This window comes from Polymorphum gilvum SL003B-26A1, from assembly GCF_000192745.1.
Lineage (GTDB): Bacteria > Pseudomonadota > Alphaproteobacteria > Rhizobiales > Stappiaceae > Polymorphum > Polymorphum gilvum.
The window spans coordinates 1,097,927-1,114,753 of sequence record NC_015259.1; the positions used below are offsets into that span (position 1 = coordinate 1,097,927).

General features: G+C 67.4%; 14 protein-coding genes. 10 read left to right on the forward strand and 4 right to left on the reverse strand.

What is annotated here, in order from left to right:
* The first annotated feature begins 203 nt into the window (after positions 1-203).
* The 5 genes from SL003B_RS05190 to SL003B_RS05210 all read left to right on the forward strand — a co-directional run bounded on the left by SL003B_RS05190 (position 204) and on the right by SL003B_RS05210 (position 6,183).
* A complete protein-coding gene (locus tag SL003B_RS05190; RefSeq protein WP_013651774.1) occupies positions 204-935 on the forward strand; it encodes an ABC transporter ATP-binding protein in 732 nt (243 codons plus the stop codon).
* On the forward strand, positions 932-1,741 hold the full coding sequence (locus SL003B_RS05195; RefSeq protein WP_013651775.1) for an ABC transporter permease: 810 nt from the start codon (positions 932-934) through the stop codon (positions 1,739-1,741). The genes SL003B_RS05190 and SL003B_RS05195 overlap by 4 nt, the downstream gene beginning before the upstream one ends.
* Positions 1,742-1,836: 95 nt before the next feature.
* On the forward strand, positions 1,837-2,592 hold the full coding sequence (locus SL003B_RS05200) for an ABC transporter ATP-binding protein (RefSeq protein WP_013651776.1): 756 nt from the start codon (positions 1,837-1,839) through the stop codon (positions 2,590-2,592).
* Between the two features lie 5 nt (positions 2,593-2,597).
* Positions 2,598-4,961 (forward strand): ABC transporter permease, encoded by a 2,364-nt coding sequence (locus SL003B_RS05205; RefSeq protein WP_041375861.1) that lies wholly within the window; start codon positions 2,598-2,600, stop codon positions 4,959-4,961.
* A 4-nt stretch (positions 4,962-4,965) separates the two neighbouring features.
* Positions 4,966-6,183: an efflux RND transporter periplasmic adaptor subunit gene (locus SL003B_RS05210; RefSeq protein ID WP_013651778.1), complete on the forward strand. Its 1,218-nt coding sequence runs from the start codon at positions 4,966-4,968 to the stop codon at positions 6,181-6,183.
* A 9-nt stretch (positions 6,184-6,192) separates the two neighbouring features.
* Here SL003B_RS05210 and SL003B_RS05215 read toward each other — a convergent pair whose 3' ends face one another.
* Positions 6,193-7,245, reverse strand: coding sequence for a LacI family DNA-binding transcriptional regulator (locus SL003B_RS05215; RefSeq protein ID WP_013651779.1), 1,053 nt, complete (start codon positions 7,243-7,245; stop codon positions 6,193-6,195).
* 428 nt (positions 7,246-7,673) lie between these two features.
* Here SL003B_RS05215 and SL003B_RS05220 point away from each other — a divergent pair, with 428 nt between their 5' ends.
* The 5 genes from SL003B_RS05220 to SL003B_RS05240 are packed head-to-tail and all read left to right on the forward strand — an operon-like array spanning position 7,674 to position 13,854.
* Positions 7,674-8,972 carry a M24 family metallopeptidase gene (locus SL003B_RS05220; protein WP_013651781.1) on the forward strand — a complete coding sequence of 433 codons (1,299 nt, stop codon included), beginning with the start codon at positions 7,674-7,676 and terminating at the stop codon, positions 8,970-8,972.
* A 48-nt stretch (positions 8,973-9,020) separates the two neighbouring features.
* Positions 9,021-10,046: a thiamine pyrophosphate-dependent dehydrogenase E1 component subunit alpha gene (locus tag SL003B_RS05225; protein ID WP_013651782.1), complete on the forward strand. Its 1,026-nt coding sequence runs from the start codon at positions 9,021-9,023 to the stop codon at positions 10,044-10,046.
* Positions 10,034-11,008, forward strand: a complete 975-nt coding sequence (locus SL003B_RS05230; protein ID WP_013651783.1) for an alpha-ketoacid dehydrogenase subunit beta — start codon at positions 10,034-10,036, stop codon at positions 11,006-11,008. Before SL003B_RS05225 ends, SL003B_RS05230 begins: the two co-directional genes overlap by 13 nt.
* A gap of 16 nt (positions 11,009-11,024) precedes the next feature.
* On the forward strand, positions 11,025-12,476 hold the full coding sequence (locus SL003B_RS05235) for an NAD-dependent succinate-semialdehyde dehydrogenase (RefSeq protein ID WP_013651784.1): 1,452 nt from the start codon (positions 11,025-11,027) through the stop codon (positions 12,474-12,476).
* 37 nt (positions 12,477-12,513) lie between these two features.
* Complete coding sequence (locus SL003B_RS05240; RefSeq protein ID WP_013651785.1) at positions 12,514-13,854, forward strand: dihydrolipoamide acetyltransferase family protein; 1,341 nt, start codon at positions 12,514-12,516, stop codon at positions 13,852-13,854.
* Between the two features lie 186 nt (positions 13,855-14,040).
* Here the strand turns inward: SL003B_RS05240 and SL003B_RS05245 are convergent, their stop codons facing one another.
* From SL003B_RS05245 to SL003B_RS05255, 3 genes are all read right to left on the reverse strand, one after another.
* Complete coding sequence (locus SL003B_RS05245; RefSeq protein WP_013651786.1) at positions 14,041-14,823, reverse strand: glutathione S-transferase family protein; 783 nt, start codon at positions 14,821-14,823, stop codon at positions 14,041-14,043.
* 61 nt (positions 14,824-14,884) lie between these two features.
* Entirely contained in the window at positions 14,885-15,919 is a 1,035-nt protein-coding gene (locus SL003B_RS05250) for a branched-chain amino acid ABC transporter permease (RefSeq protein ID WP_013651787.1), read from the reverse strand.
* Between the two features lie 2 nt (positions 15,920-15,921).
* Entirely contained in the window at positions 15,922-16,800 is an 879-nt protein-coding gene (locus tag SL003B_RS05255) for a branched-chain amino acid ABC transporter permease (RefSeq protein WP_013651788.1), read from the reverse strand.
* Between the last annotated feature and the right edge of the window lie 27 nt (positions 16,801-16,827).

The following is a 16,827-nucleotide window of genomic DNA, read 5'->3' on the forward strand; positions in this document are numbered from 1 at the left end:
GCCTCTTCGGTCCCGACCTGCTTGGGTTCCGGTGCGATCCGGTCCAGATGACTGCCGCAGGGCCTCGTCCCGGACAGTGCTACGGTCGCCGCACGGGCGGCCTGACAGTAGCGTGACAGGGGCCTGACAAGGGGCCTGACAGGGGCGGCGGATGTCGTAGGACTTCGGCCCGTTCCTGCCGAAATTTTTCCGGGTTACTCAGAATGACCGCATTGCAGATCACCGGCGTCCGCCATTCCTTCGGCAAGACCAGGGCGCTCGACGACGTGTCGCTGAGCGTGAAGGAAGGCTCGTTCACGGCCCTTCTCGGCGTCAACGGCGCCGGCAAGACGACGTTGTTCTCGCTGATCACACGGCTCTACGACAACGTGTCGGGCGAGATTCTGGTGTGCGGCTACGACGTGCGGCGCCGGCCCGGGCCGGCGCTGGCCTCGCTCGGCGTCGTGTTCCAGTCGAGCGCCATGGACCGAGACCTGACCGTGCGTCAGAACCTCACCTATCACGCAGCGTTGCACGGGCTCGGGCGGGCCGAGACGCGCCGGCGCATCGACGAGGCGACGACGCTGGTCGCCATCGCCGACCGTCTCGACAGCCGGGTCTCGGCGCTGTCGGGCGGGCAGCAGCGGCGGGCCGAGATCGCGCGCGCCCTGATGCACGGGCCGCGGCTGCTGTTGCTCGACGAACCGACGGTGGGTCTCGACGTGAAGTCTCGCATCGAAGTCGTGGCGCTGGTGCGCCGCCTGGTCGAGCAGGAAGGCGTCGCGGCGCTGTGGGCGACGCATATCCTCGACGAGATCGAGCCCGACGACGACGTCGTCGTGCTGCACAAGGGGCGGGTGCTGGCGCAGGGTACAGCGGGTGCACTTGCCGGAGCGGAGGGCCTGTCGGAGGCGTTCCTGCGCCTGACCGGGCTCAACGCGGAGGCGGCGGCATGACCCGGCTCGGCTGGTGCGGCCGCCTGATCGCCTTCCGCGGCATCGTCTGGCGCGAGGGTCTGCGCTTCACCCGTCAGCGCGAGCGCTTCCTGTCCGCGCTGGTGCGCCCGCTGGTGTGGCTGTTCATCTTCGCGGCCGGCTTCCGCGCCGTGCTCGGCCTGTCGATCACGCCGCCCTACGAGACCTACGTGCTCTACGAGGTCTACGTGACGCCGGGCCTGTGCGCCATGATCCAGCTGTTCAACGGCATGCAGTCGTCGCTGTCGATGGTCTACGACCGCGAGACGGGCGCCATGCGCGTGCTGCTGGTCAGTCCCTATCCGCGCTGGTTCCTGCTGACCTCCAAGCTGCTGGCCGGTGTCGCCGTGTCGGTCGTGCAGGTCTATGCCTTCCTCGCCATCGCCTGGTTCTGGGAGGTCGAGCCGCCGGTGCTCGGTTACCTCGCAGTGCTGCCGGCGCTGATCCTGTCGGGCATGATGCTTGGCGCGCTCGGCCTGCTGATCTCCTCGACGATCCGGCAGTTGGAAAACTTCGCCGGGGTGATGAACTTCGTCATCTTCCCGATGTTCTTCGCCTCGACGGCGCTCTACCCGCTGTGGCGCCTGCGCGATTCCAGCGTGCTGCTGGCCGACATCTGCGCCCTCAACCCGTTCACTTATGCCGTCGAACTGATCCGCTTCGCCCTCTACCTGCAGGTCGACTGGACGTCGCTGGCGGTGGTGGCCAGCTGCACGGCGGTGTTCCTCGGCGGGGCGATCTATGCCTACGATCCGAGCAAGGGGCTGATCCGGCTGCGCCGGGGATAGGCGGGCGACATCGGCGCCGATTGATCGACCGCAAGTCGTGATTGTTGCGGATCGCCGATGATGGCATCAATGGCCATCGAACTCCCGGACCTCGCATGACCGAGACTCAGCTACAGAACGGAGGCGCTTCGGCCGGCACGCAGCGGCGGCGCGCGGCGCTGTCGGCGCGCGGCCTGACCAAGGTCTACGGCAGCGGCGATGTCGCGGTGTGGGCGCTGCGCGGCGTCGACCTCGACCTGTTCGAGGGCGAACTCGCCGTGCTGATCGGGGCGTCGGGCAGCGGCAAGTCGACCCTGCTCAACATCATCGGCGGGCTGGACCGGCCGAGCGAGGGAACGGTGCGCTTCGAGGAGCACGATATCACCAACTTCGACGATGCCGAACTGACCCGGTTCCGCCGTGACCACGTCGGCTTCGTGTTCCAGTTCTACAATCTGGTGCCGAGCCTGACGGCGGCGGAGAACGTCGCGCTGGTGACCGAGATCGCGCCCGACCCGATGCGGCCGGAGGAGGCGCTGGAACTGGTCGGGCTGGGCGCGCGGCTCGACCATTTTCCGGCCCAGCTGTCGGGCGGCGAACAGCAGCGGGTGGCAATCGCGCGGGCCATCGCCAAGCGGCCGCGCATCCTCCTGTGCGACGAGCCGACCGGCGCGCTCGACAGCCAGACCGGCGTCGTCGTGCTGGAGGCGATCGAGACGATCAACCGCGACCTCGGCACCACGACGGCGCTGATCACCCACAACGTCGGTATCTCGGCGATGGCCGACCGGGTCGTCCGTCTCGCCGACGGGCGGATCGTCGAGACCACTGTCAACCGCGACAAGGTCGCGGCCAGCCTGATCCAGTGGTGAACGGCATGCGCGTCCTCGACCGCAAGCTCATGCGCGACCTCGTCCACCTCAAGGGCCAGGTGCTGGCGATCGCGGTGGTGATCGCCACCGGCGTCGGCATGATGGTCATGTCGCTCGGCAACATCCAGTCGCTGGAGGCCACCGCCGAGGCCTATTACGAGCGCTACCGCTTCGCCGACGTGTTCGCCACCGTCAAGCGGGCGCCGAAGGACCTCGCCCGCCGCATCGCGGACCTCCCCGGCGTGCAGAGCGTCGAGCCGCGGATCGTCAGGTACGCGCTGCTCGACATCGCCGGCTTCGACGCGCCGGTTACCGGGCTGCTTTCGTCGCTGCCGCGCGGCGGCCAGCCGCTACTCAACCGCCTGGCGCTGCAGCAGGGCCGGCTGCCCGATCCGCTCCGGCCCGAGGAGGCAGTGCTGAACGCGCGCTTCGCCGAGGCGCACGGGCTCGGTCTCGGCGACAGCCTGCAGGCGGTGATCAACACCCGCAAACGCACGCTGCGCGTGGTCGGCGTCGCGCTGTCGCCGGAACACAGCTACGCCATCGGCCCGGGCATGCTGATGCCTGACGACAAGCGCTACGGCGTGCTGTGGATGGGCGAGGCGGCGCTGGCCGGCGCCTTCGACCTCGACAACGCCTTCAACGACGTGTCGCTGACGCTGCTGCCGGGTACGGATCCCGAGGCGGTGATCGACCGGCTGGACCTGCTGCTGGAGCGCTACGGCGGCACCGGCGCCTATGCGCGCAAGGACCAGCTGTCGAACTGGTTCCTGCAGAGCGAGATCGACCAGCTCTCGACCATGGCGGCGCTGTTACCGAGCATCTTCCTCGCGGTCGCGGCGTTCCTGACCAATGTCGTGGTCGACCGGTTGATCGCCATCGAGCGCGGGGTCGTCGGCCTGCTCAAGGCGTTCGGCTATTCCGATCTGGAGGTTGGCTGGCACTATATCAAGCTGGTGATGGCGATCGCGGTCATCGGCATCGTGCTCGGCTCGGGTCTGGGCGCGTTGCTCGGGCACTACATGACCAGCCTCTACGCCGACTTCTATTCGTTCCCGTTCCTGTTGTTCCGGCCGCAGCCGGACAGTTTCCTCATTGCCGGCGGCTTCAGCCTCGCCGCGGCGCTGCTCGGAACTGCCTCGGCAGTGTGGCGTGCGGTGCGGCTCGCGCCGGCGGAGGCGATGCGGCCGCCGTCGCCGCCGGTGTTCACGCGCACGGCGTTGAGCAGGAGCTGGATCGCGGCGCAACTCGACCAGCCGACGCGGATGATCTTCCGCCAGGTGCTGCGCTGGCCGCTGCGCTCGGGCCTGACTGTGCTCGGCATCGCCATGGCGGTCGCCGTGCTGATCATCTCCCTGCAATGGGCGGATTCGATCAACCGACTGGTCGACATCCAGTTCTTCGCCTCGCAGCGCCAGGACGCGACCATCAGTCTGGCGGAGGTGCGCTCGAGTCAGGTCGAGCACAGCTTCCGCGCCATGCCCGGCGTGATGGCGGTGGAAGGCGAGCGCAGCGTTGCCGCGCGCGCGCGGTCCGGACCGCGCGAGAAACGCATCAGCCTGACCGGCGTGCCGGCGGAGCAAAGCCTGACGCTGATCTACGACGAGACGATCGGGGCGGTCGGCACGCCGGAGGACGGGCTCGTGCTATCGCGCAAGCTGGCCGAAATCCTCGACGTCCGGCTCGGCGACCGCGTCACGCTGGAGGTCCTGGAGGGGCGTCGGCCGGTGCTGGAGGTGCCGGTGGTGCGCATCTTCGACACCTATCTCGGCTATCCGGCCTATATCCGGCTGGAGGCGCTGAACCGGATGATGGGCGAAAGGCCGGCCGTGAACACGGTGCATCTTCTGTTTGACGACGCCAGGCGGGCCGAGCTGTTTGCCCGGCTCAAGGACACGCCCGGCGTCGCCTTCGTCAACCTGCGCGAGGCGGCGGTGGCAACCTTCCACGAGACGATGGCCGAAACGCTGCTGATCTTCACCGGCCTATTCAGCGGCTTTGCCGCTGCGCTCGCCATCGGTGTGGTCTACAACGCGGCGCGCATCGCGCTGTCGGAACGGGCGCGCGAATTCGCCACGCTGAGGGTGATCGGCTTCACGCGCTTCGAGATTTCCTACATCCTGCTCGGCCAGAGCCTGCTGCTGGCGCTGCTGGCGATGCCGATCGGCTGCGTCATCGGCTATCTTCTTGCCACCTATCTTGCGGCTGCGTTCGATACGGAATTGTTCAGGATCCCGGCGGTCGTCGAGCCGTCGACCTATGGGTACGCCGTCCTGGTCACCCTGGCGGCGGCCGCCGGCGCCGCGCTGATGGTGCGCCGCCGCCTCGACCACCTCGACCTGATCGCCGTGCTGAAGACCCGGGAGTAACGACATGCGCGTCGCCCTTCGACGGATCCTGCTGTGGGGCACGCTCGCCGCCGTGTCGGCGGCCGGCGTCGCCTACATGATGTGGCCGCGGCCGATCCCCGTCGACCTCGCCGTCGTGGCCGAAGGGCCGCTGCGCGTCACGGTTGACGAGGAAGGCCGCACGCGGATCCGGGACATCTACGAGGTCTCGGCGCCGGTGGCCGGCCGGCTTCTGCGCATCGGCCTGCGCGCCGGCGACGACGTCGAGGCGGACCGGACGCTGATCGCGGAACTGCAGCCGATCGATCCGGGGTTCAGGGACCTGCGGACCGAGGCTGAACTGCGCGCCGCGGTGCAGGCCGCGATCGCCGGCCTGGATCTCGCCCGGGCCAACGTGGAGCGCAGCTATGCCCAGCTCGCCTTCGCCGAGGCGGATCTGCAACGGGCTGAACAGCTGGCCGGGCGGGGCACGGTCTCGACGCGCCAGCTGGAAGAAGCGCAACTGGCGGTGCGCACGGCCAAGGCCGAGGTCGCCCAGGCGGAAGCGACCGCCGAGATGCGCAAGCACGAACTGGAGCGGTCGCGCAGCTTGCTGCTGTCGCCGGTCGACGCGATCGGCCGGCGCGGTGACTGCCCGTGCGTGCCGGTGTATTCCCCGGTCGACGGCAAGGTGTTGCGCGTGCTGCAGGAAAGCGAGGTCGTCGTCGAGGCGGGCGCCACGCTGGTCGAGATCGGCGACCCGCGCAATCTTGAGATCGTCATCGACCTGCTGTCTGCCGACGCGGTGAAGGTCGAACCGGGCCAGAGGGTAATTCTGGAATCCTGGGGAGGGCAGAGCGCGCTCAACGGCGTGGTCACCCGCATTGAGCCCTTCGGCTTCACCAAGGTGTCCGCGCTCGGCATCGAGGAACAACGCGTCAACGTGCGGGTGGCGCTGACCGATCCGTCCGAGGCCTATGCCCGGCTCGCCCACGGGTTCCGGGTCGAGGCGGCGATCGTGCAGTGGGAGGCGGACCGGGTGCTCAAACTGCCGTTGACCGCGCTGTTCCGCCGCGATGGCCAATGGACCGTTTTCGCCGTCGTCGACGGCAGGGCGCGGGAGCGGCGGGTCGAGATCGGACACGGCAACGGACTGGAGGTCGAGATCCTGTCGGGGCTCGCTGCCGGCGACACGGTGATCGTGCACCCCAGCGATCGGGTCGTCGACGGCATCGCCGTAGTCGAGCGGCAGCTGGAGCGCTGAGGCCGGGCCTCAGGGGCGCGGGGCAGGCCCGGAGGACTGGCGCACGACCAACTCGACCGGCAGCACCTTGTGGCCATCCGGCGGAAGGGTGCCGTTCTCGATCATCGCCAGGATCATGCGCGCGGCATTGCGGCCGATCTCGTAGTGCTGGATGCGGATCGTGGTCAGCGGTGGGTCGATGCGGTCGACAAGTGCCATGTCGTTGAAGCCGGTGACCGAGATGTCCTCCGGCACCTTCAGGCCGCGCCGCTTGAACGCGGCGATGGCACCGATGGCGAGGCGGTCATTGGCACAGAGTGCGGCCGTCACCGGCGTGCCCTTGGCCAGGATCTGTTCGGCGCAGCGCTCGCCCTCCGCCTCGTTGAAGCTTTCTGCATAGACGATCACCGGCGGCTCGGCCTGCTCCAGGATTTCGGCGTGGTAGCGCGCGAAAGCCTCGGCGCGCAGCTTGCCGGTGGACAGCGATTGCGGACCGGCGATGTGCACGATGCGCCGGTGGCCGAGTGCGACCAGATGGGTGAGGATGCGCTTGATGCCGAAATCGTCGTCGTTGGTCACCGAGGGCACGGACGGATCGTCAAGGCGCCGGTTGACGGTGACGATCGGAAAGCCGCGCTGGGCCATGCGCGCGATATGGGCGTCCTGGCGCGGCACGCTGGCGGCGATGATGCCGTCGACGCCACGCGCGATCAGGGTTTCCGTCAGCTGTTCCTCGCGGTCGGCGTCACCATCGGTGTTGACCATTATCGCGGCGTAACCCTGGGCGGCAAGTTCGTCCTCGATGCCGCGGAAGATCGGCGGGAACAGCAGGTTGGTTATGTCGGGAATGACGACGCCGATCGTCTTGGTCCGGTTGGTCCGTAGCGACGAGGCGATGCTGTTCGGGCGGTAGTTCAACTCCCGGCAGACAGCCCGGATCTTCTCCTTCACCTCGTCGCGAATGAGGTGATCGGCATTCGGATCCAGGGTTCGCGACACCGTCGACACATGTACGCCGGCGAGGCGGGCGACATCCTTCAGCGTCGGCCGTTTCTTCCGCTCGGGTGGTGTGCGGTCGTCCATTCGTCCCCTTGATCCGATCCGTAGTCTTCTTCGCGACAAGGTTTAGCCGGTTTTACACGGCCGTGTCAGCCGCCTTGACCAGCGGTTCCTTGCGACAAAAGGCTTCTTTGGTAACAATATAGCAGGACTGTGCAAACGTTTGTAAGAAGTTGTTTCCAAAGACGCTGGGACGGTTTTTCGATTTCCTCCTCCGTGCAGCGCAACGGCGGCGACGTCAGGATTGAGTGGGAGCTGCCTTCAAGGCGATCCATCAGACGGAAAAGGCGTTTTCCCGTCCGGTTACCGATCTGGGCGCGCCTTGCGGCAGAATCCTCATTGACAGAAGCAATCGGGCACGGTTTATATGCAATCGATTGCATAAGCAGCCGGGCCAGCCCGGTTCCGGGCGCGTGGTCACCGCCGCGCACGCCCGTCAGGGAGGATCTGTCATGAACAAGGCTCTCAACCCGCGTATCCTGCAGCCGGGCGACATGAACCCGAACTGGCGTTGGGAGGGCCGCCTGCCGGCCTGGGGCCACACGTCGGTCGATTTCGAGCGCCGCGTCGACCACGACCGGCTGCGCCGCTACCGGCTCAGCCGGGCCAAGGATGCTCTGAAGAACAGCGGTTGCGGCTCGCTCCTGCTCTTCGACGTCAACAACATCCGCTACATTTCCGGCACCAAGATCGGCGAGTGGGAACGCGACAAGATGTGCCGGTTCTGCCTGCTGACCGGCGACGACGAGCCCTATGTCTGGGACTTCGGTTCGGCCGCGGTGCACCACAAGAAATATGCCGACTGGCTCAACCCGGACCACTGCCGGGCCGGCGTGGTCGGCATGCGCGGCACCATTCCGCCGTCCTTCGGCCTGATGAAGCTCTATGCCGAGGAGATCGCCGGACTCATCCGCGATGCCGGCATGGCGGGCATGCCGGTCGGTGTCGACTACGCAGAGACGGCGATGTTCTACGCGCTGCAGGAGGCGGGCCTCAACATCGTCGACGGCCAGCAGATCATGCTGGGGGCACGCGAGATCAAGAACGTCGACGAGATCCAGTTGCTGACCCAGGCGGCGTCCATGGTCGACGGCGTCTATCACATGATCTACGAGGAACTGAAGCCAGGCATCCGCGAGAACGACATCGTCGCGATGGCCAACAAGATGCTCTACGAGATGGGCTCGGACGACGTCGAGGCGATCAACGCCATTTCCGGCGAACGCTGCAACCCGCATCCGCACAACTTCACCGACCGTTATTTCCGTCCGGGCGACCAGGCCTTCTTCGACATCCTGCAATCCTACCAGGGCTATCGAACCTGCTACTACCGCACCTTCAACATCGGCCGGGCGACGCCGGCGCAGCGCGACGCCTATGTCCGCTGCCGCGAGTGGCTGGATGCCTCGATCGAGCGGATCAAGCCGGGGGTGACCACCGATCGGGTGGCGGAAGTCTGGCCAACCGCCGAAAGCCTCGGCTTCCCGAACGAACTCGCCGCCTTCGGCCTGCAGTTCGGCCACGGCCTCGGCCTGGCTCTGCACGAGCGGCCGATCATCTCCCGGGCCGTCTCGCTCGACAATCCGATGGAGATCAAGACCGGCATGGTGTTCGCGCTGGAAACCTACTGCCCGGCGGCGGACGGCTATTCGGCCGCGCGCATCGAGGAGGAGGTCGTCGTCACCGACAAGGGCTGCGAGGTGATCTCGCTGTTCCCGGCCGAGGAACTGCCGATCGCCAACCGGTACTGATCGGCCTGCAATCCCGTACCCGCATCGTCCGCTGAAAGGGAGGCCCCCATGGCGCGTCCAAGAAAGAAACCCGTGGCCAGTCCGGGCAACGACGACATCGGCGAAGACAAGCGCCTGGAACTGTGGCGCAAGCAGCTCGAGATCCGCCATTGCGAGCAGCGCGCCTACGACCTGTTCCTGCAGAACCTGGTCAAGGGCACCAGTCACCTGTCGCTCGGCCAGGAGGCGATCGCGGCCGGCTTCGCCGCCGCCATGCGGCCCGACGACAAGAGCTTCTGCACCTATCGTGGCCACGCGCACACGCTGGCGCGCGGCGTGCCGATGGAGCAGATGCTCGGCGAACTGATGCAGCGCGACTGCGGGTTGATGCGCGGCAAGGGCGGCTCCATGCACCTGACCTCGATCGATCACGGCGTCATGGGCTCCTATGCGATCATCGGCGCGCATCTGCCGATCGCCGTCGGCTCTGCCTGGCGGGCGCAGTATCTCGGTCACGACGACGTCACGGTGGTGTTCTTCGGCGATGGCACGACCAACATCGGCGCCTTCCACGAGGCACTCAACTACGCAGTGGTGTTCAAGCTGCCGGTCGTGTTCGTGTGCGAGAACAATCTCTACATGGAATACACGCCGATCGGCGCGATCACCGCGGTCGAGCATCCGGCCGCCGACCGGGCCGGCGCCTACGGCCTCGACAAGATCATCATCGACGGCAACGACGCCGACGAGGTCTACCGCACGGCGCAGACCGCCTTCGCGAAGGCGCGCGCCGGCGAGGGGCCGAGCCTGATCGAGTGCAAGACCTACCGCCACTCGGGCCATTCGCGCGCCGATCCGGGCGCCTACCGGCCGAAGGGCGAGCTGGAGCGCTGGAAGGAGCACGACCCGATCAAGGTCTATCGCGCGCGGCTCGCCGAGTTCGGCATCGCCGACGCGGTGATAGACGACATCGAGCAGGCGGTGAAGGCCGAGGTGGAGCGCGCGACCGCCGTGTGCAAGGCCGCGCCCCTGCCACCCGAGGACATCCTGACGACCGACGTATATGCCGATGGAGGCTGGGCATGGCGGAACTGACCTATCGCGAGGCCGTGGCCGCCGGCATCGCCCAGGAAATGGAGCGCGACGAGCGGGTGGCCTTCCTCGGCGAGGACGTGGCGGCGGCCGGCGGCGTGTTCAAGGCGACCGTCGGCCTGCTGGAACGTTTCGGGCCCAGGCGCGTGATCGACACGCCGATCTCCGAGCAGGCGATCCTCGGCGCGGCGATGGGGGCCGCCATGACCGGTATGCGGCCGATCGCCGAGATCATGTTCTCCGACTTCCTGGCCGTGTGCTGGGACTTCCCGGCCAACGAGTTCTCCAAGGCGCGCTACATGTCCAACGGCCAGATCAAGCTGCCGCTGGTCGTGCGCTGCGGCAACGGTGCCGGCTCGCGCTTCGGCGCCCAGCATTCGCAGTCGGTCGAGAACTGGGCGATGGCGATCCCCGGCCTGAAGGTGGTCGCGCCGTCGACGCCGGCCGACGTCAAGGGCCTGCTCGCCGCCGCCGTGCGCGACGACGATCCGGTGATGTTCTTCGAGCACAAGTCGCTTTATGCTCTGAAGGGCGAGGTTCCCGATGGCGAGCATGTCGACCAGCTCGGCGTGGCCCGGATTGTGCGGCCCGGCAAGGACTGCACCATCGTCGCGCTGGCGCTGATGGTGCATCGGGCGCTTGCCGCGGCCGAGAAGCTCGCCGAGCGCGGCATCGAGGCGGAGGTCATCGACGTGCGCTCGCTGGTGCCGCTCGACACGCGGACGATCCTCGGCTCGATCGCCCGCACCGGACGGCTGTTCACCGTCGAGGAGAACCCGCGCCTGTGCGGCTGGGGCGCCGAGATTGCCTCCATCGCGGCGGACGAGCTGTTCTACGACCTTGACGGGCCGATCGTGCGCATCACGACGCCGCACATTCCGCTGCCCGCCGCCGACAACCTGGAGGACATCGTGCTGCCGACGGTCGACCGGATCGTCGAGACGGTCACGCGGTCCATGGCCTGAGGCTAGGAGACATCCGATGAACAAGCCCGTCCTTTCTTCCGTCCCGACCGATCTCTACATCGACGGCGCGTTCCGTCCCGCCGCCGGCGGCGAGCGGTTCACGGTCTATAACCCGGCGAGCGAGGAGGTGCTGGCGGAGGTCGCCAGCGCCGGCATCGAGGACGCCGTGGCTGCGCTCGACGCCGCCGAACGCGCCGGCGCGGACTGGGCGAAGCGGTCGCCGCGCGAGCGCTGCGAGATCCTGCGCAAGGCGTTCGAGCTGTTCTCTGCGCGCAAGGAGGACTTCGCCCGGCTGATCACGCTGGAAAACGGCAAGGCGCGCTCCGACGCCATGGGCGAGGCGACCTATGCCGCCGAGTTCTTCCGCTGGTATTCCGAGGAAGGCGTGCGCAACATCGGCAGCCTGTCGACGGCGCCGGCGTCGGGCGCGCGCATCCTGGTGCAGCACAAGCCGGCCGGCATCGCCGTGCTGGTGACGCCGTGGAACTACCCGGCGGCGATGGGTACGCGCAAGCTCGCACCCGCGCTCGCCGCCGGCTGTCCCGTGATCATCAAGCCGGCCTCTGAAACGCCGCTGACCATGCTGGCGCTGATGCCGCTGCTGGAGGAGGCGGGCGTGCCGAAAGGCCTCGTCAACGTCATCCCGTCGCGTCGTTCGGGCGCGGTGGTCGACGCCCTGTTGCATGACCCGCGCGTGCGGGTGGTGTCGTTCACCGGCTCGACCGAGGTCGGGCGCAAGCTGTTGCGGAGCGCGGCCGACTGCGTCGTCAATCCGGCGATGGAACTGGGCGGCAACGCGCCGCTGATCGTGTTCGAGGACGCCGACATTGACACGGCGGTGGAGGGCTGCCTGCTCGCCAAGATGCGCAATCTCGGCGAAGCCTGCACGGCGGCCAACCGCATCTACGTGCACGCGGCGGTCGAGGCGGCCTTCGTGGAAAGGTTCACCGCCAGGATGGCGAAGCTCAGGGTCGGCGACGGGCTCGATCCGTCGGTCGACGTCGGCCCGCTGGTCAATGCCGAGACACGCGACAAGGTCGCGGAACTGGTCGCCGATGCCGTGGCAAAGGGGGCGACGGTGCGGTGCGGCGGCGCGGCGCCGCAAGGCCGCGGCTTCTTCTATCCGCCGACGGTGCTGACCGGCGTGCCGGACGACGCCGACCTGCTGCGCGAGGAGATCTTCGGCCCGGTCGCTGCGATCCAGACCTTCACCGACGAGGACGAGATCGTCGCGCGGGCGAATTCCACCGAATATGGCCTGGTCGCCTATGTCTTCACGAAGGACCTCGGCCGCGGCCTGCGCGTCTCCGAACGCCTTGAGTTCGGCATGATCGGCCTCAACCGCGGCCTCGTCTCCGATCCCGCGGCTCCGTTCGGCGGCGTTAAGCAGTCGGGTCTCGGCCGCGAGGGCGCGCACGAGGGCCTGATGGAGTTCCTGGAAACCCAGTACATCTCGGTCGCCTGGTGAGGCGGACCCACGGACACACAAGGCACGAGGGGTCCTCATGGAAGTTCTGATGCCCCAGCTGGGGGAAACGGTCACCGAAGGGACGATCAGCACCTGGTTCAAGAGCGAGGGCGATGCCGTCGCGGCCGGCGACGTGCTGTTCGAGATCGAGACCGAGAAGGTCGCCATGGAGGTGCAGGCGATCGAGTCGGGCACGCTGACCCGGGTGCTGGTGCAGGCCGGCGAGACCGTTGCCGTCGGCACCACCGTGGCGATGATCGGCGAGCAGGCAGCGCTGACCGGCGGCAATCCCGGCCTCGCCGATCCCGCCGGCAGCAATCCCAGCAGCGGCAATCCGGGTCCGGGGGCGATGAACGGTGCGGCCCCGGCGCCGGAGGGCTTCGGTCCCTACAGCGAGGTGCGCACACCGACCGAACGGTTCGGGTCGCGGCACATGGCCGGTGGCCTCAGGATCTCGCCGCTCGCCCGGCGCATCGCCGCGCAGCAGGGCATCGACGTCGCCGGCCTGGCGCGCGACCTGGCTGCGGCGGGACGCAGGAAGATCCTGCGCGACGATGTGCTGGGCTATGCCGAGAGGCAGAAGCAGAGCCCGGCCGCCGCCGCGCCCCGGCCGGCCACGGTCGAAGCCCGGCCGATGCCGGCGCGCGCGTCGCTGCCCGCCGGCGGCGACTACGACCTCGTGCCGCTCAACCGGATCCGCAGGCGGACGGCCGAGCATCTGGCCCGTTCCTGGACGGACGTGCCGCATGTCGCGCAGGCGGTCGAGGTCGACTTCCAGGCCGTCGACAAGGCGCGGCGGCGGCTGAACGACGCGCACGCGGCCGCCTGGGGCTTCCGGCTGACCTACCTGCCGTTCATCGCCCGTGCCGTATGCCTGGCGATCCGCGAGTTTCCGCGTGTCAACGCTTCGATCGACGGGGATGCGCTCAGGGTCCACCGGCGAGTCAACCTCGGCATCGCCGTGGACCTCGACCACGACGGCTTGATGGTGCCGGTCGTGCATGGGGCGGAAGACCTCAATCTTGCCGGACTGGCGCGCGCCATGAAGGACCGGATCGACCGGGCCCGGGCCGGCAAGCTGACCGCTGACGATCTGACCGGCGGCACCTATTCGCTGTCCAATTCCGGTACGTTCGGCACCCTGTTCACCGCGCCGATCGTCAACGCGCCGGAAGTGGCGATCCTGTCTACCGACGGCATCCGCAAGCGGCCGGTCGTCATCGAGGGCGAGGACGAGGACCGCATCGCGATCCGCCCGGTCGGCGTGCTGGCGCAGAGCTTCGATCACAGGGCCTTCGACGGCGCCTATTCGGCCGCCTTCCTGCACCGGGTAAGGACGATCCTCGAAAGCCGCGACTGGATGTCGGAAACGGGATGAGGCTACTTGCCGGTCTCGCCGAGCCCGGACCTCCGGGCCGGCGCGGGTCGGAATGCGGCTCGATGCCGAGATGAAGTTCGCGCTAATGTCCGGCGAATGCGCTGCGGGGTTGCCTGAGGCGCGCGGAAGGGTTCTGGATGGCGGCTGGCTTGCGCGTTGATGTCCGGCGCAGCTGTGCCGGCGCGTCTACGCCGGGCCGGCCTTCTTGCTTGCCAGTTGTTCGCGCAGATGCGGATATTTCTCGGTCAGCAAGGCGCCGTGGTAGTAGGTCGGCTTGTAGGCCGGATGCGACCTGATCGCCTCGAACCAGCGCGCTACGGCGGGCCGGTCGTCCCACATGTGGTCGAGGTTGATGTCGTCCATCCGCACGATCACGGGCATCACCGCGATATCCGCAAGGCTGAGCCGGCTGCCCATCAGCCAGGGTCCGCCGCTTTCGGCCAGAACCTTGTCCATCCGCTCGATGCCGCGTCTAAGCCGGTCCATTGCGGAGTTCATCTCGCTTTCCGGGAAGCCCGTCCGGCCCATGGTGAGCAGGAACTCCTTGCGCAGCGGCTTGGAATTGGCCAGATCCAGGAACTCTTCCTCGCTCATCTTCTGGAAATGCGGCAGGAAGGCCAGGTTGTAGGACGGCACGCGGATTGCCGGCGTCGGCACCTCGTCGATGAAGCGCATCAGCGAGCGCATCCGGGCCAGACCCAGCGCGTCGGCGGGGCGCAACGGCTCGGGATGAGGCCGCGTCTCGTCAAGATATTCGATGATGACCGCGGAATCGACCACGGCTTCGCCATCGTCGAGCAGGGCGGGAACCACGCCGTTCGGGTTGATCGCCAGGTAGTCCGGCTTCAGCTGGTCGCCCGCGAACAGGTCCAGCTTGTGTTCCTCGAAGGCAAGTCCCTTGGCGTTGAGGACGAAGCGGACGCGCTGGCTGCAGGTCGATTGCGGCGCGTTGTAGAGCACATAGGCCATGGTGGTGGATCCGGATTGACGGCGGAGGGGAGGCCGGCCCGTGGGCCGGCCGAACGGACACTCAGTCCCAGTTGAGGAAGCGCGGCAGCTTGCCCGCCTTGGCGAGCGTGCCGACAATGCCGGCCGGGAAGAACATCAGGGCAATCACCATGATCACGCCGGTGCCGAGGATGTTGAGTTCGCTGGCGCCGAAATAGGTGACGAAGAACTCGTTGAAGGCGATCAGCAGCACCGCGCCGACGACGGGTCCGGCCACGGTGCCCTTGCCGCCGAGGATGCACATCAGCACCATGTTGGCTGCGATCAGCACGATGAGGAAGATGTTCGGCCGCAGGTAGGTGATGTATTCACCCCAGATCGCGCCGGCCATGCCGACGAAGAACGCCGACAGCGCGAAGGCGGAGACCTTGTAGAGGCGGGTGTTGATGCCGGCGCTCTCCGCCTTCACCTCGTCCTGGGAGATCGCCCTGAGGCCGAGGCCGAACTTCGAATGCTTGATCCGGTACGAGGCGTAGACCGTCAGCGAAACGACGACCAGCATGGCGTAGTAGTAGGGCAGCTTGGTCCACTGCACGTCGATGGCGAGCTGGGGCAGGGTGACGCCGTTGGCGCCGCCGACGAAGTGCCAGTTGTCGAACAGGATGCGCACGACCATCAGCAGGGCGATCGACGAGATGATGAAGGTCGGGCCGCGCATGCGCAGCGTGATCAGCCCGACCAGGAACCCGACGGCGGCGGCGACGAGGCCGGCCACGGGCGCGGTGATCAGCGAGGTGACACCGGAATAGGCCAGGACCATGCCGGAGAAATAGCCGCCGATGCAGAAGAACACGTTGTGCCCGAGGGAGATGTAGCCGGTGTAGCCGCCGAGGATGTTCCAGCTCGAGGCCATGGCGGCATACATCATCGCGTAGAGCACGAGGTGCAGCAGGTAGTTGTAGCCGCCGAAGAACTGCAGGGCGGGCAGTGCGGCGAGGATCACCAGCAGGGCGATCGGAAAGGCGACGACCCGCTGGCTGGCCTTTTCGCGTGCCAGGCTCCGGTTGTGCTTGCGGCGTGCCTCGATGACGTCGCTGACGTCCATTTGCATGGTCATGATCAGGCCTCCTCGATCTTGTCGCCGAACAGCCCTTGCGGGCGCACCAGCAGGATGACGAACAGCGCGAGGAAGAAGGTCAGCGTCGACCAGGTCGCGCCGGCATAGGTGCCGACGAAGGCGGCGATGACCGACAGGAGGATGGCGCCGACGATGGCGCCGACCAGCTTGCCCATGCCGCCGAGCACGACCAGCGACATCAGGATGGCGATCCATTCCCAGTGCTTGGCCGGGAAGAAGGAGAAGATGAACGACACCAACGCCCCGGCCGCCCCGGCCAGGCCGATGCCGATGCCGAAGGTGATCAGCGATACCAGGCCGACATTGACGCCCATCAGCTGGGCGGCGGCGCGGTTCTGCGTGGTGGCGCGGATGGCGTAGCCGAAGCGGGTGAAGTGCAGGAACACCATGAGCGCGCCGATGACGGCGATGCTGGCGATGCCGGCATAGAGCTGGCCGGTCGGGATGAACAGGTCGCCGATGAAGATCGCGTCGGTGGCGTAGGACGGCGAGGTGACGCGCTGGGTGTTGGAGAACATGGCGCCGAGCGCGCCGTCGAAGCAGAGAGCGACGGCGAAGGTCAGCAGCACGGTCATTTCCGAGTACTTGGCGCTGGCGGCCTCCCTCTCGAACACCAGCTTGTAGAGGATGAGACCGACGCAGAACATGAACACGGCGGCGATCGGCATGGAGAGGATCGGATCGAGGCCGTAGAGCCTGAACAGCCAGTAGCTGACATAGGCGCCGGCGATGATCATGATCGGATGGGCGAGGTTGACGATGCGCATGACGCCGAAGATCAGCGTCAGGCCCGAGGCCATGAGGGCATAGACGCCTCCCAGCGCCAGCCCGAGGATGAGGATCTGGATCACGTCGACCATTGCTGGTTCCTGTCCTTCGCGGTCGGT

Bases quoted from the DNA above. Each gene is read 5' to 3' on its own strand.
- SL003B_RS05245 (WP_013651786.1), bottom strand. From the start codon at position 14,823: ATGGCCTATGTGCTCTACAACGCGCCGCAATCGACCTGCAGCCAGCGC.
- SL003B_RS05255 (WP_013651788.1), bottom strand. From the start codon at position 16,800: ATGGTCGACGTGATCCAGATCCTCATCCTCGGGCTGGCGCTGGGAGGC.
- SL003B_RS05210 (WP_013651778.1), top strand. From the start codon at position 4,966: ATGCGCGTCGCCCTTCGACGGATCCTGCTGTGGGGCACGCTCGCCGCC.
- SL003B_RS05200 (WP_013651776.1), top strand. From the start codon at position 1,837: ATGACCGAGACTCAGCTACAGAACGGAGGCGCTTCGGCCGGCACGCAG.
- SL003B_RS05205 (WP_041375861.1), top strand. From the start codon at position 2,598: ATGCGCGTCCTCGACCGCAAGCTCATGCGCGACCTCGTCCACCTCAAG.
- SL003B_RS05195 (WP_013651775.1), top strand. From the start codon at position 932: ATGACCCGGCTCGGCTGGTGCGGCCGCCTGATCGCCTTCCGCGGCATC.
- SL003B_RS05230 (WP_013651783.1), top strand. From the start codon at position 10,034: ATGGCGGAACTGACCTATCGCGAGGCCGTGGCCGCCGGCATCGCCCAG.
- SL003B_RS05250 (WP_013651787.1), bottom strand. From the start codon at position 15,919: ATGACCATGCAAATGGACGTCAGCGACGTCATCGAGGCACGCCGCAAG.
- SL003B_RS05190 (WP_013651774.1), top strand. From the start codon at position 204: ATGACCGCATTGCAGATCACCGGCGTCCGCCATTCCTTCGGCAAGACC.
- SL003B_RS05225 (WP_013651782.1), top strand. From the start codon at position 9,021: ATGGCGCGTCCAAGAAAGAAACCCGTGGCCAGTCCGGGCAACGACGAC.
- SL003B_RS05220 (WP_013651781.1), top strand. From the start codon at position 7,674: ATGAACAAGGCTCTCAACCCGCGTATCCTGCAGCCGGGCGACATGAAC.
- SL003B_RS05215 (WP_013651779.1), bottom strand. From the start codon at position 7,245: ATGGACGACCGCACACCACCCGAGCGGAAGAAACGGCCGACGCTGAAG.
- SL003B_RS05240 (WP_013651785.1), top strand. From the start codon at position 12,514: ATGGAAGTTCTGATGCCCCAGCTGGGGGAAACGGTCACCGAAGGGACG.
- SL003B_RS05235 (WP_013651784.1), top strand. From the start codon at position 11,025: ATGAACAAGCCCGTCCTTTCTTCCGTCCCGACCGATCTCTACATCGAC.